12 protein-coding genes are annotated in these 13,191 nt (G+C 70.0%); 7 read left to right on the top strand and 5 right to left on the bottom strand.

Going from position 1 to position 13,191, the window contains the following annotated elements:
• Positions 1-284 precede the first annotated feature (284 nt).
• A complete protein-coding gene (gene tpx, locus VFZ09_RS47895; protein WP_329734551.1) occupies positions 285-776 on the top strand; it encodes a thiol peroxidase in 492 nt (163 codons plus the stop codon).
• Between the two features lie 73 nt (positions 777-849).
• Here tpx and VFZ09_RS47890 read toward each other — a convergent pair whose 3' ends face one another.
• On the bottom strand, positions 850-1,119 hold the full coding sequence (locus tag VFZ09_RS47890) for a sulfurtransferase (protein ID WP_329734550.1): 270 nt from the start codon (positions 1,117-1,119) through the stop codon (positions 850-852).
• Between the two features lie 278 nt (positions 1,120-1,397).
• On the opposite strand from VFZ09_RS47890, the gene VFZ09_RS47885 reads away from it, so the two are divergent.
• Together VFZ09_RS47885 and VFZ09_RS47880 are read left to right on the top strand one after the other, a co-directional pair.
• Positions 1,398-3,704, top strand: coding sequence for an Ig-like domain-containing protein (locus VFZ09_RS47885; protein ID WP_329734549.1), 2,307 nt, complete (start codon positions 1,398-1,400; stop codon positions 3,702-3,704).
• Positions 3,705-3,725: 21 nt separating this feature from the next.
• Positions 3,726-4,565, top strand: coding sequence for a class I SAM-dependent methyltransferase (locus VFZ09_RS47880; protein ID WP_329734548.1), 840 nt, complete (start codon positions 3,726-3,728; stop codon positions 4,563-4,565).
• A 19-nt stretch (positions 4,566-4,584) separates the two neighbouring features.
• On the opposite strand, the gene VFZ09_RS47875 is transcribed toward VFZ09_RS47880, so the two are convergent.
• Entirely contained in the window at positions 4,585-5,493 is a 909-nt protein-coding gene (locus VFZ09_RS47875) for a flavodoxin domain-containing protein (RefSeq protein ID WP_329734547.1), read from the bottom strand.
• Positions 5,494-5,629: 136 nt separating this feature from the next.
• Here VFZ09_RS47875 and VFZ09_RS47870 point away from each other — a divergent pair, with 136 nt between their 5' ends.
• Together VFZ09_RS47870 and VFZ09_RS47865 are read left to right on the top strand one after the other, a co-directional pair.
• Positions 5,630-5,866 carry a mersacidin/lichenicidin family type 2 lantibiotic gene (locus VFZ09_RS47870; RefSeq protein WP_329734546.1) on the top strand — a complete coding sequence of 79 codons (237 nt, stop codon included), beginning with the start codon at positions 5,630-5,632 and terminating at the stop codon, positions 5,864-5,866.
• A 29-nt stretch (positions 5,867-5,895) separates the two neighbouring features.
• Positions 5,896-9,123 carry a type 2 lanthipeptide synthetase LanM family protein gene (locus VFZ09_RS47865; RefSeq protein ID WP_329734545.1) on the top strand — a complete coding sequence of 1,076 codons (3,228 nt, stop codon included), beginning with the start codon at positions 5,896-5,898 and terminating at the stop codon, positions 9,121-9,123.
• 1 nt (position 9,124) lies between these two features.
• Here the strand turns inward: VFZ09_RS47865 and VFZ09_RS47860 are convergent, their stop codons facing one another.
• The gene (locus VFZ09_RS47860) at positions 9,125-9,817 is read right to left on the bottom strand and encodes a WecB/TagA/CpsF family glycosyltransferase (protein WP_329734544.1); all 693 of its coding nucleotides are present in this window, start codon (positions 9,815-9,817) and stop codon (positions 9,125-9,127) included.
• A 229-nt stretch (positions 9,818-10,046) separates the two neighbouring features.
• A complete protein-coding gene (gene fruA, locus VFZ09_RS47855; protein ID WP_329734543.1) occupies positions 10,047-10,736 on the bottom strand; it encodes a response regulator transcription factor FruA in 690 nt (229 codons plus the stop codon).
• A 493-nt stretch (positions 10,737-11,229) separates the two neighbouring features.
• Between fruA and VFZ09_RS47850 the strand changes: the two genes are divergently transcribed.
• A complete protein-coding gene (locus VFZ09_RS47850) occupies positions 11,230-11,739 on the top strand; it encodes an Hsp20/alpha crystallin family protein (RefSeq protein ID WP_329734542.1) in 510 nt (169 codons plus the stop codon).
• A gap of 72 nt (positions 11,740-11,811) precedes the next feature.
• Here the strand turns inward: VFZ09_RS47850 and VFZ09_RS47845 are convergent, their stop codons facing one another.
• Entirely contained in the window at positions 11,812-12,279 is a 468-nt protein-coding gene (locus VFZ09_RS47845) for a DUF2267 domain-containing protein (protein ID WP_329734541.1), read from the bottom strand.
• 146 nt (positions 12,280-12,425) lie between these two features.
• Between VFZ09_RS47845 and VFZ09_RS47840 the strand changes: the two genes are divergently transcribed.
• Positions 12,426-13,190 carry an RDD family protein gene (locus VFZ09_RS47840; RefSeq protein WP_329734540.1) on the top strand — a complete coding sequence of 255 codons (765 nt, stop codon included), beginning with the start codon at positions 12,426-12,428 and terminating at the stop codon, positions 13,188-13,190.
• The last annotated feature ends 1 nt before the right edge of the window (position 13,191 follow it).

The raw sequence follows: 13,191 nt of genomic DNA, 5'->3' as shown, positions 1-13,191 counted from the left end.
CACGCAAGACTCGCTTCCGGCTGGCGGCCTCCTTTGCCGGGCGGGGTTTGAACCCGCAGGGTCCCTTCGTGAAGTTTCCGCTCCTACATCGCTTCCTCCTCACCCAGGCTTCGCCTGGCGCACTCCAACAGTTGGACAACTTTGGAATGACCGCGCCCGGGAGGTGAGCCTCCGGTCCATCGCCGAACCGTCCACCCCGCGTCAGTGGAACCCTGTTCCACTGGCGCTCCCCCCACGAGTGCCATTACGACCGGTGCCCCCTCACCTCGAAGGAGACGCACCTCATGGCCCAGATCACCCTGAAGGGAAACCCCATCCAGACCGCAGGCAACCTGCCCACCGTCGGCGCCCAGGCGCCGGACGCCACGCTCACTGGCGTGGACCTCGCCGACAAGAAGCTCTCGTCCATCCCGGGCAAGCGCGTGCTCAACATCTTCCCCAGCATCGACACCGGGGTGTGCGCGACGTCGGTGCGCACCTTCAACAAGCGCGCGACCGAGAAGCCCAACGTCACCGTCATCAACGTCTCCATGGACCTGCCCTTCGCGCTCAAGCGCTTCTGTGGCGCCGAGGGCATCGAGAAGGCGCTGACCTTCTCGGGCTTCCGCGGTGACTTCGGCAAGCAGTACGGCGTGACCATCAAGGATGGCGGCCTCGCGGGTCTCTACTCGCGCGCGGTCGTCGTGCTCGACGAGAACGGCAAGGTGCTCCACACCGAGCAGGTACCCGAGATCGGCCAGGAGCCGAACTACGACGCGGCCCTCGCGAAGCTGTAGTCCGCACCTGCCAGCAGCGGACTCATCGGTGGAGGAGGCGGCGGGTGCTGGTAGGCGGCTGGAGGAGTCCCATTCAGGACCCTTCACCGCCGGGCGATGCGCCCTTCACCATCGGCCGCCCGCCGCGGCACCACTCGCTCCACGAGCCGACGTAGAGCCTGGCGCCCGTGAGCCCCGCGTGCTCCAGGGCGAGCAGCGTGTGGCACGCCGTGACTCCCGAGCCACAATGCACGATCACGTCCGAGGGCTCGCGCTCGCCGAGCACCGCCCGGTACTTCCGGGGGCGGCAGGAAGCGCCCGTCCGGACCGAGGTTGCTCGCGAGGTCCTGCTCGAGATCGACATGGAGTGCGCCTTCGAGGTGCCTTTCCTCATACCGCGCGCGTGCGCCCGGGCCGCTCCGCGCGTCGATGAGGACGAGGTTCCGCCGCGACTCGGGCGCGACCAGCTCACGGGGATCGATCAACGGACTCGGCATGGAGTGCTCCTGGAAACTCGTCATATCTTGGATTGCCTCATCTCTTTTGAAAGTGAAAGGCTTTGGCTCAAACGGATCCACCATCAGCGGAGTCCGTGCGACTCCAACATTTCTCGGCCTCATTTGAAACGGTTACACTTCGCGTATGAGAATGCAAACCCAGTCCTTGCGTGCGATGTGGCTGGCGCCACTGCTCGCGTGCGTGTTGGCTGCTTGCGGTGGAGATCCGTCGGTCAACGCGGGCTCGGGCTCCGACGGAACGGCCGACTCCCCTCGAGACTCCGGAACGACATCGCCGACCACGGACGGAGGCACGGGCACGGGTACCGGCTCGGACGCTGGCACCGGTGATGCGGGGACCGTCGATTCCGGCACGTGCCCTGGCTCGGGCACCTGCTCGGGCGCGGACGCGGGCAGCGGCACCGACTCGGACGCGGGCACCGGTACCGACATGGATGCGGGCACGGGAACAGGGAGCGATGCTGGCACCGGCACCGACACCGACGCGGGGGTCGCGCCGCTGAGCGCGAACGCGGGTGGGGACAAGACCCTCTGCGCGGGCCAGTCCGCGTCCATCGGCCTGCCGGCGAGCGGCGGTCTGCCCCCGTACACGTATGCGTGGAGCGCGAGCCCCGCGTGCACGGGCTGCTTCGACAGTGCCACCGTGGCCTCGCCCATCGTGACGCCCACGGTCACCACCACCTTCACCCAGACGGTCACCGACGCCCTCTTGCAGACGGCCTCCGCGGGCACCGTGGTCACCGTGCTCCCGAGCCCGGGCATCGCCGGCTCGGACATGTCCATCGACCCTGGAGCCTCCACCGTCATCGGGCCCACGCCGGTCTCCGGTGGCTCCTACACCTGGTCCTGCAACCGCGCGGATTGCGCGCTCTCGTCCGCCAACGTGGCGCAGCCGGTGGCGGGCCCCACGCGCACGACGACCTATACGCTCGATGCCAGCAGCGGGCCGGGCTGCACCACGCGCAGCACCCTCACCGTCCAGGTCAACCTGAAGGCGGACACCGTGCCGCTGGACGGAGAGACGGCCTTCCCGCTGACCTCGGCGCTGCTCGTCCAGTTCGACCAGCCCATCAACCCGGCCACCCTCTCCTCCTCCACGGTGCGCGTCGAGGAGGCCCTCACCGGCACTCCGGTGACGGTGAACCTCTCCTACGACGCGGCCAAGCGGCAGCTCTGGGTGAAGCTCCCCACGGGCGCCAGCTACACCGCCCTCACGGACTACACCCTCACGCTCAAGGGCGGCGCGACGGGCATCGCCTCGGATGACGCCATCCAGCCCAACCTGTTCCCCGCGGATGTGCAGGTGGACTTCACCACGGACAACGCGCCGGACACCACGCCCCCGGCCATCACCTTCCGGAGCCCGGCGAGCGGGCTCACGGGCGTGGCCAGCAACGTCTCCGTCGTAGTGACCTTCAGCGAGGCGGTGAATCCCGCGACGGTGACGGGCACCCAGTTCACGCTCTCCAGCGCTGGCGGGCCGGTGACGGGCACCGTGCGCTACGACGCGGCCAGCTGGACGGCCACGTTCACCCCGTCGGCCGCGCTGGCCGCCAACACCGTCTACACGGCCTCTCTCTCGAACGTGCAGGACCTCTCCGGCCTCTCCATCGCCGCGACGAGCTGGACCTTCACCACCGGCACGGCGCCGGACACCGCGCCGCCCACGGTGACGGCGGTGAGCCCGGCGGCGGGAGCCTCGTCCGTGGCGTCCTCGGATCCCATCCTGGTGACGTTCAGCGAGAACGTGGACATCGCGACCCTCACGGGCCTGCGGCTGCTCCAGGTCTCCAATGGCACGGCCGTGGCGGGCGGCGTCACCTACAACGCCACCACCCGCGTGGCCACGTTCACGCCCTCGGTGCTGCTCGGCTCGCTGACCACCTACGAGGTGAACGTGAGCGGGGTGAAGGACCTGGCGGGCAATGCCATGACGGCGCCCTTCACCTCGCGCTTCACCACCCGGCGCACGCTCTTCGCGGACGACTTCGAGGGTGGTGCGGGCGCGTGGAGCCTGCCGGCGCCCACCACCGGTGTGGCCTGGAGCCTCACCACCGCCAACTTCCACAGCTCGAATCACAGCCTCACCGACAGCGCGGTGGGCAAATACCTGAGCAACGTCGTGAGCTACGCCGAGCTGGCGGCGCCGTTGAGCGTCTCGGGCCTCTCGTCGGTGTCGGTGCAGTTCTGGATGAAGGCGCGCACGGAGCGGAACAAGGACTTCGTCTCCGTGGAAGCCAGCGTCGACGGAGGCGCCTGGACGCCGCTCACGGCCAGGCGGTACACGGGCAACCTGTCGTGGGCGGTGCGCTCGCTGAACCTGCCGCTCTCGGGCAAGTCGACGCTGCGCATCCGCTTCCGCTTCGAGTCCAACGCCACCAAGAACTTCGACGGCGTGTACGTGGATGACATCATCATCCAGTCGCCCTGACGTCAGGGCGCTGGAGCATCCATGACCACACCCCCGCCGCAGCCGCAGAGCATCTGGCCCGAGCGCATCGCCATCGTCCGCAAGTACCACGACATGGAGTCCCGGCTCACGGCGCCCGTCAGTGAGCGGATGCTCGACCTCGCCGGGCTCCGGCCCGGCATGCGGGTGCTCGATGTGGCGTCGGGCATGGGCGAGCCTTCGCTCCGCGCCGCGCAGCGGGTGGGCCCCTCCGGCTTCGTGCTGGGAACGGACCTGGTCGACGGCATGCTCGAGGTCGCGCGGGAGCAGGCACGCGCCCTGGGCCTGTCCAACATCGAGTTCCGTGCCGGAGATGCGGAGACGCTCGAGCTGCCGGAGGAGTCCTTCGATGCGGCGACCGTGCGCTGGGCGTTGATGTACATGCCCCGGCCCGAGCGGGCGCTCGAGCGGATCTGGCGAGCGCTCCGGCCCTCCGGGCGCCTGGTGTGTACGACCTGGGGAGGACCCGAGCAGGTGGAGTACTCGTCACTGCCGCGCAGGACCATGGCCCGCTTCCGTCCCCTCCCCCCGGTCGAGCCCGACACCCCGAGTGTGTTCCGCTACGCCGACCCCGAGCGCTTCCGCACGGTATTGGAGGGCAGCGGGTTCGCGGTGGAGCACGTCGAGCCCATGCACATCCCCGTGATGGAGGCGGCGGATGGCGCGGGCGTGGTGCAATGGATCCGCTCATTCGGAGGCCCCGTGGCGAAGCTCGCCCAGGAGCTGACGCCGGAGGAACAACGAGCCTGGGAGGAGGAGGTCATCCGCGAGTGCGAGCGCTACCGGACAGGAGGGAAGGTCCAGCTCGGCGGAGTGACATGGCTCTTCGTGGCGAGGAAGTGACCCCGCGCCACCGAGCGGCTCAGGCCTTGACCTGCTTCGCCGCGCGCACGGTCTCCGGCATCATCGCCATCATCTCGCCGACCGCCCAGGTGGTGAGGAAGACGAGGACGAGGGGCAACCACACGGCGAGGATGCTCGAGAACATCGCGACATCGCGCTGCACGAGCCCGGCGACGATGACCAGGTCGAGCAGGGCCACGAGGGCCGTCCAGACAACGGCGGTCGGCAGGGGCTCGCGTGCGCCGCGGACGCGGAAGTAGTGCCAGCCGACGGCGCTGAAGATGAACGGGACGGCGAGGGTGTGGACGATCCGTGCGGCCGTGATGCCGATGAGCGGGGAAAGGACGGCCAGGATGACGGCGCCAACCGCCCATCCCAGGACGCCGTGAGCGAGCAGGCGCGGGAGGGCAGCCGCGCGGTGCGGGACGGGCGTACCAGGTGCGGCGTGGGGGAGCTCGATGGCGAGCCTGTCCGCCCAGGCCCGGATGTGCTCGGGGTTGCGCCAGTCACCGCTGTGCTCCTTGGCCATGGCACTGGCGGGGAATCCCTTGGCGTCACGCTCGAGCCGGCCGCCGAAGGTGATGTGGCCTCGCGCGCCCACCCGTTCGGCGAGCACGCCCACCTGCCGGGTGGCCGGAATGTCCTGATGCTCAGCGGAGTCGTCGAGCGGCCCGCTGGAGAAGAACCAGACGGGCACCTGGCGAAGCCGCGAGAGGTGACGTCCGACGAACCAGCGCACGTTGGAGGGCCAGCGGTTGGCGTAGAGCGCTCCGCCGACAATCACCGCGTCGAACGTGTCGAGTCGCGAGACCTTGCCCACGGAGGTGACCTCGACGTCGAAGCCGTGCCGTTCGAGCGCATCACCGAGAATCCGGGCAATCCCCTCGGTGCCGCCGTGTTTCGAGCCCCAGGTGACGAGTACACGCATGGCGACCTCCGTCCTTCACGGGACAAGGTGCACATCGAGCGCCAGCGCGTCCACGCGGCCGTGTCACATCCAGGGCCCTCGCACTCCAACCGGGTGCCGGAAGAGAACCCCCCGGCGCCAACCTGGAGTGAACGAAATGAAGAAGGAATGGATTGTCCGTGCCTGGAAGGACCCCGCGTTCCGCGCCAGCCTCTCCGCCGAGGAGCGGGCCTCCCTCCCCGAGTCTCCCTCGGGCCGGGCGTTGACCGAGCTCGACGAGAGCGAGTTGCTCGGCGTCACCGGCGGAAGGGCCGCCCTGGAGCCCTCCACCGGCTGTACCGATGGCGTGCCGACGTGCGGCATCGTCCTGTGCAGCAACCTCGAGGTGGCCTGAGCGTTTCCCCGGACCCCAGGTGACCCTCCATGCAAGTCATTGCTCCTGTCTTTCCCTGGCAGAAAGCCGCGTTCCTTCACGAGCGGGCCACCGCGAAGCACGAGGACCCCCCTCCGGGGAGTGAGCCGGACCTCCAGGAAGCCGAGCGCCGGGCGAGCGCCTGGCGTCAGCTCATGGCGGGAGACGAGGCGACGCTCGACGAGCGGCTGCGGAGCGTCGGGCTCGACCGGGAGGACTTCCTGCGGATCCTCGTCCGGTCGGGGCACCCCGGGGAGACCTCCGAGGACAGTGGCTCCTGGGTGTCCCTCATCGAGGAGGTCATCGAGCAGCGGCACGCCGGAGAGCCGCTGCCTCCCTCGCTCCAGCCTCCCTCCGGTCCGGGGCAGCCCGGGCTGGCGTTCTCCGGCTTCCTCCAACCCTTCATCCGGCTCGCCGCCGCGAGGCTGCGGACGGTCACCGCCGCGCTGCAGGCCCGTTTCGGGCTGGAGCTCCCGCTGCTGACTCCCGAGGCCGAGGCCTCGCTGCTCGAGAGCCTGGCTCGCCGGCTCCAATCCCTGTCCACCCGGACCCTCATCCTCGAGCTCAACGTGGCGCGGCTCATGGAGGAGCTCCCCGGCGACACGCCCCAGGAGCGCTTCCACCACTTCTCCACCATGCGGCTCCAGGATCCACGGGTGCTCGTCGCCCTGCTGGAGGAGTACCCGGTGCTCGCCCGCCTGCTCGCCACCAGCACCGAGCGGTGGCTCACCGTGAGCCTGGAGCTCCTCGAGCGCCTCGCCAGTGAGCGGGAGCAGCTCGGCCACACCTTCCTCCGCGGCCAGGACATCGGCTCCCTGGTGGGCCTCCAATCGGGCGTCTCGGACCTGCACCGCGAGGGGCGGAGCGTGGTCCTGCTGCGCTTCAGCTCCGGCCTGCGGCTCGTCTACAAGCCGAAGTCGCTCGCGGTGGACGTCCGTTTCCAGCAGCTCCTCCAGACCCTGAACACGTGGGGAGCACGCTACCCCCACCGCGTGCTCACCGTGCTGGACCGGGGCACCCATGGCTGGGTCGAATACGTGGAAGCGGCGGGCTGTGACTCGCGCGAGGCGCTCCAGCGCTTCTACTGGCGGCAGGGCAGCTCCCTGGCCCTGCTCCACCTGCTGGCGGCGGTGGACTTCCACCTGGAGAACCTCATCGCCGCGGGCGAGTACCCCGTGCTCGTGGACCTGGAGGCGCTCTTCCACCAGCGGCTCGTCCTGGAGGCGGGGGACTCGGCCATGCAGCGCGCCTGGGGCGAGCTGGATCGCTCCATCATCTCCGTGGGCATGTTGCCCATGCTCATCTTCGGCCGGGCGGGCCGCGCGGGCGTGGACATGAGCGGACTGGGCGGCGAGGCCGGACAGCTCTCGCCCCACCCCATGCCCATGGTGGAGGACGCCTACAGCGACACCATGCGCCTGGTGCGCCGCCAGGGCCGCACCTCGGGCTCCAGCAACCGTCCCCTGCTCCAGGGCCAGCCCGTGGATCCCGCCGGCTTCACCGAGGACATCGTCCAGGGCTTCGAGGAGACGCACCGGCTGCTGCGCCAGCACCGCGAGGCGCTCGGCACCCGCCTCCAGGCCTTCGCCGGCGTGGAGGTCCGCCACATCGTGCGCGCCACCCAGCGCTACGCCCTGCTGTTGCAGGAGAGCGTCCACCCCGACTTCCTGCGCGAGGGCCTGGAGCGCGACAAGGTGCTCGACAACCTCTGGGCCGAGGCCTCGCTGGTGCCCGCGCTGCGGCGGCTCGTGCCCTCGGAGCACGCGGACCTGCGGCTGGGGGACATTCCCCTCTTCACCACGCGCCCCGGCCAGCGCCACCTGTGGAGCAGCACCGGCGAGTGCATCCGCGACTACTTCGCGCGTGACAGCCTGTCCGAGGTGCGCGAGCGGCTCGCGCGGATGGACGAGAAGGACTGTGCCTCGCAGGTCTCCCTCATCCGCAAGTCGATGGTGTCGCTCGACAAGGGCCGGGGCACCGCGCGTCCCGCCGCGCGCACCACCCCGCCCCCTTCCCTTCCGCCCGCCTCGCGTGAGGAGTGCCTCGCCGCCGCAGTCTCCCTCGGAGAGCAGCTCGCGGCCAGGGCGATCCGGGGCAGGACGGATGTGTCCTGGATTGGCATGAGCCTGGAGGATCTGGGGCAGTGGCGCTGGAGCCTCTCGCCCCTGGGGACGGACCTGTATGAGGGCGTCGGCGGAGTCTCCCTCTTCCTCGCGTACCTCGCCCGGGAGACGGGACGCGCGGACTTCGAGCAGCTCGCCCGCGCGGGCCTGGAGACCATCCGCGACGCCTGGCGCAACCCCGACCCGAGCGACGCCGGCGTGGGCGCCTATGTCGGCCGGACCTCCTCCGCGTACGTGCTCGCCCACCTGTCCGCGCTCTGGAACCAGCCGGCGCTGCTGGACGAGGTGATCTCCGGACTCCCCGCGCTGGAGCCCCTCATCGACGCCGACACCCGGTTGGATCTCCTCAGCGGCTCCGCGGGCTGCACGCTCGTCCTGCTGGGGCTGCATGCCCGCACCAGGGACTCGCGGCTGCTGGACGCGGCGAGACGGTGCGGCGAGCGGCTCCTCGTCACCGCGCAGCCGTGCCCGGAAGGCGGCGTGGGCTGGAGGGGCCCCGCGGCGCAGCGGCCCCTGTCGGGCTTCTCCCACGGCGCGGCGGGCATCGCGTACGCGCTGCTGGCGCTGGCCTCCGCCACGGGCGACACGCGCTACCGGGACCTCGCGGATCAGGCGCTCGCCTACGAGCGCGCGCTCTTCGTGCCGGAGCGTGGCAACTGGAAGGATCTCCGCGAGCCCGAGGCGTCCACGGGAGAGGCCAACCCCGGCTTCATGGTGACGTGGTGCCATGGCGCGCCGGGCATCGCGCTCGGGAGGCTGTGCTCGCTGCGGTACCTGGACGGCCCGGAAGTCCGCGCGGAGCTCGAGACGGCGCTCGCCACCACCCTGCGCGAGGGCTTCGGCGGCGGCCACTGCCTCTGCCATGGGGACCTGGGCAACGTGGAATCACTGCTGCTCGCGAGCGAGGTGCTCGGCGACTCCCGGTGGAGCCACGCCGCGAGGGAGCGCGCGGCCCACATCCTCCACCAGGGGCGGACACGCGGCTGGCTGTGCGGACTGCCCCGGGGTACGGAGACTCCGGGACTCTTGATGGGACTGGCCGGTATCGGCTACGGCCTGCTGCGGCTGGCGGCACCGGAGCGCGTGCCCCCGGTGCTCACCCTGGCCATGCCCTGAGTCAGCGCCGCGAGGCCGCGAGCACGCGCAGGAAGGCCAGGCTCCGGCGCAGCCACCGCACCGGGGCCAGCACCGAGGCCCACAGCGTCCGCCGGTGGCGAGGCGCCCAGGGCCTGTCCAGCAGCGACTCCAGCGCCCGGCCCGTGCCCACCACCACCGCCGAGTGCAACGACGCGGCGGCGGACTGGCAGAACAGCTCCTGCTTCGGCGTCGCCATGGACACCAGCACCAGGTCCGGACGCGTCAGGGCCAGGCCATCCATCAGCCGCTCCACGCCCGGCCCCCGCCCGTCCTCGGGCACACCCGGGGCGGCCACGCCCACGGCGAGCAACCCGTACCTGTCCCTCAGCGCGCACGCGGTCCACTCGGCCAGCCCGGGCTGATCCGACACCACGAGCACCCGCCAGGCCCGCGCACGGGCCAGTCCGGCCAGCGCCGTCAACCACCGCGCCCCCGGCTCCGGCAACGACTCACCGAGCACCCGCGCCGCGCGCACCAGGGCCGTGCCACCCGCGAGCGACAGCTCCGCCGTGGCGAGTGCCTCGCGCAACGGTGCGTCCCGCTCGGCGCGGACGATCTGCTCCACATCGGGCGTGACGACCCGGCCACCCCGGCCGGTGGCCACGAACCGCTCGATGCACGCGAGCACCTCGTCGAGGCTCCCCATGTCCAGGGGAACCTGACCGATGCGCATGCGCGGGAAGGCCCGCCCGGGCTCCCGTTCCACCCTCCGCGGTACTGGAAGCGCGAGACTCCCTGGCGGCGTTTCCAGCCCGACAACCCCGTTCATCACCCTCCTCCTCCTGGCGCCCTCGATGGGCTGGGACAGTGGTGTCACGCACCACGATCTGCCAGGGGGGTCTGACGAATGAATGACCGGACACTGACGACAGAGTGACATCCGCCGTCAGATGCCTGGAGCGCTAGAGATCCGGCGGAGGCCGGACACCCAGGTGACACGCGCGCAACGCCAGCTGGGTCCGATTCTCCGCGCCCAGCTTCCGGTACAGCTGTGTCACGTGCGACTTGACCGTCCGCTCGGCGATCTGCAGGTGGGCGGCGATCTTCAGGTTGTCCGCGCCCCCCGCCACGTACTGGAGCACCTCGCGCTCGCGCTGCGTGAGGGTGAGCAGGACGCTCGCCGTGGACGAGGCCACCGGTGGATGCTCGAAGTCGTTGCGCAAGAGTTGCACGGGGAAGAGCTTCTCCCCGCGCACCAGCGCATTGACAGCGGTGCACACGGCGTTCGTCGTCAGGCTCTGCCGGAAGAGGTAGCCCGAGGCCCCCTCGTCGAAGCACTGCGAGATGAAGTCCTGGGCATGCGCCGAGGACAACACGAGCATCCGCACCTCCAGCCTGCGCTTGCGCGCCTCACGCAGGAGGTTCAGCCCTTCCGTGGCCGGACAGCCCAGGTGCGCGTCGCCTTCCGGCTCCACGTCCAGGATGGCCACCTGCGGCGGATCCGTCCCGATGCCGTCGAGGAGCGTCCTCACGTCCCGGGTCACCCACAGGACCTGAAGCCCTTCCCCTCTCAGCCCATCGGCCAGCCCCTGATAGACCGCCCACGGTCCTTCCAACAATCCAACCCGCACTTCCGCCTGATTCGTTGCCATGCGAGGGCCCCCCAGCCGTCATGGCGTACACATACATTCGAGACACACTGCACCCGGTCATGGAAACACTCGCGGCTCCTGATGTGGTTCGAGCACGTCCCTCCGCGAGGGTCTTCGTCCTACCGGTCAGCACCTTCCACCTGTTGAGACCTGTTTTCTCTCTCCTGAGTCGCACCTCCGACGTCCACTGGAAAGATTCGACCCATCACGACCACCGGTTCACCCACTGTGTGACCGGCGTTGCCCACGAATGTCCATCGGTATGGCATCCGTCCAGTCGCGATCCACGCCAATTTGCCGCTGACTGTGCACGGCCTCACCCATGGCCCCTGGAGGTGTCAGGTGGTGGGCTATTCCAGGGTCCACGGGCGGATGGTCTGGAGGACAGGGAGCGGCCTCCGGGTGCGCCTTGTCCGGCGGCGTCCCTGCTCTACCCTGAGTGTAGGGGCCGCGCTCCAGCGTGGGTACGGCCCGAGCACAAGGAGGGAATGTCATGGCGGATCTTCCAGTGCGTCGAGGCAGTGGCTCGTCGGTAGGCCGGTGGACACGGGGGTTGGATCCCTTCGAGCGGATGAAGGAATTGATGGGGTTCGATCCGTTCGAGCAGGTGGGCCGCATGGTGGGCGGCGGTGACACGTCGTTGGGCTTCATCCCGGCCTTCGAGGTGAAGGAGACGAAGGACGCCTACGTCTTCAAGGCGGACGTGCCCGGGGTGAAGGAGGGAGACCTGGACATCACGCTCACGGGGGACCGGCTCACCATCAGCGGCAAGCGGGAGACGGAGAAGCAGGAGGACACGGATCGCTTCTACACCTACGAGCGGAGCTACGGCTCGTTCACCCGCTCGTTCACGCTGCCCGAGGGAGTGGACGCCAACAACATCAACGCGGATCTGAAGGACGGCGTGCTCCACCTGCGGTTGCCCAAGCAGCCGGAGATGCAGCCCAAGCGCATCCAGGTGGGCACCACGGACGCCAACAAGCAGGGCAAGGTGAAGGCCTGAGCCCACGCGGAGAAGAAAGGAAGGGGCTGGAGTCACCTCCAGCCCCCTTCTTCATTCCAGGTCCCGGACGCGTCAGAGGGCGCGCTGCCACAGCTCGCGCAGGTCCATGGGCAGCTGGCCGATGACGTCCTCGATCTCCCCTTCGGAGACCTGATCCCTCACCGCGGTGAAGACGGCGCGGATCTTCCGCTCGGCCTCGAGGGTGTCCACGTCCAGGTCCTCCGACACCATCTGGAGGAAGCCGTCCCTGCCGAACTTACTGGCCGGCTTGCCCACGTGCCGCTCGCAGCGGAGGAGCAGATCCTGGAGCTTGCCGGGCAGCTGGGCTTCCAGGTGCGCGGCCTCCTCGCCGAAGAGCCGCTGCTCCAGCACGCAGAGCACCGACACCGCGGCGCGCTCCGCCTCCTCCTCGTTCATCGAGCCGATGACCATGAGGTTGCGCAAGAAGGCCTTGTAGGTCTGGTTGCGCCGGGTCTCGCTGCGTTGCTCGTGCCGGGCCCGCAGGTTGATGTTCGTCCCAGTCCGATCCGTGTCCGCCATGTCCGCCTCCCCGTGGCATTGAAGGGTTCCTTCTGACCTTGACCACGCCCGGGCATGGCGTGCAGCGGGGCCGGGGCAATGGGGTGCCCGCCCTGGTGCCTGCCCTGGCGGACCTCCAGGCGCGTTCCGGGTAATCTCCCGGCCGAATGGACTCCGCCCCCTCCCCGAGCCTCGACGTCGCCACACCCGAGCGCGTCTCGCTCTCGTTGCCCGTGGCCGGCATCGGCTACCGATGCCTCGCCTACCTGGCCGACCTCTTCATCCTCTTCGTCTTCTGGGTCATCGCCTATTTCACCTTCACGCTGCTGGTGAGTGACGTCATCGGCTTCTTCCAGGGGCTGTCCGGCCTGGCGCAGACGCTGCTGGTGGTGGGGGTGTTCGCCACGCAGTGGGTGTACTGGACGGTGGCCGAGGTGCTGATGAACGGGCAGACGCCGGGCAAGCGCCTCATGGGCATCCGGGTGGTGCGCGTGGACGGCTCGCCCGTGGGCGTGCTGGAGAGCGCGGTGCGCAACCTGGTGCGCGTGGTGGACTCGCTGCCCTTCGTCTACGCCGTGGGCGTGCTCAGCGTGCTGCTGACGCGCCAGCACCGGCGGCTGGGGGATCTGCTCGCCGGCACGCTGCTGGTGCGCGAGGAGCGGATCGATCTGGACAAGTACACGGCGTCCGCCCCGGGGCCCGGGGCGCTGCCCACCGCCACCCGCTCCGAGCGGCTCACCGCGGAGGACGTGGAGCTCATCCTCTCCTTCCTGACCCGGGCGCCGGAGCTGGAGCCCCAGGCCCGGATGCGCCTGGGGACGAAGCTGGTGGAGCGCTACGGAGGGCTCGACGAGGCCGGACGCGCCACCGTGCTGGCGTCGCCCCAGAGCACCGAGGCCTTCCTGCGGGCCCGCGTCCAGGCGGAGCGCTGAC

This window comes from Archangium sp., assembly GCF_036277355.1.
In the GTDB taxonomy this organism is placed as follows: Bacteria; Myxococcota; Myxococcia; order Myxococcales; family Myxococcaceae; genus Archangium.
Note: the sequence above shows the minus strand (reverse complement) of the source record. Positions and strands in the feature narration are given on the sequence as shown.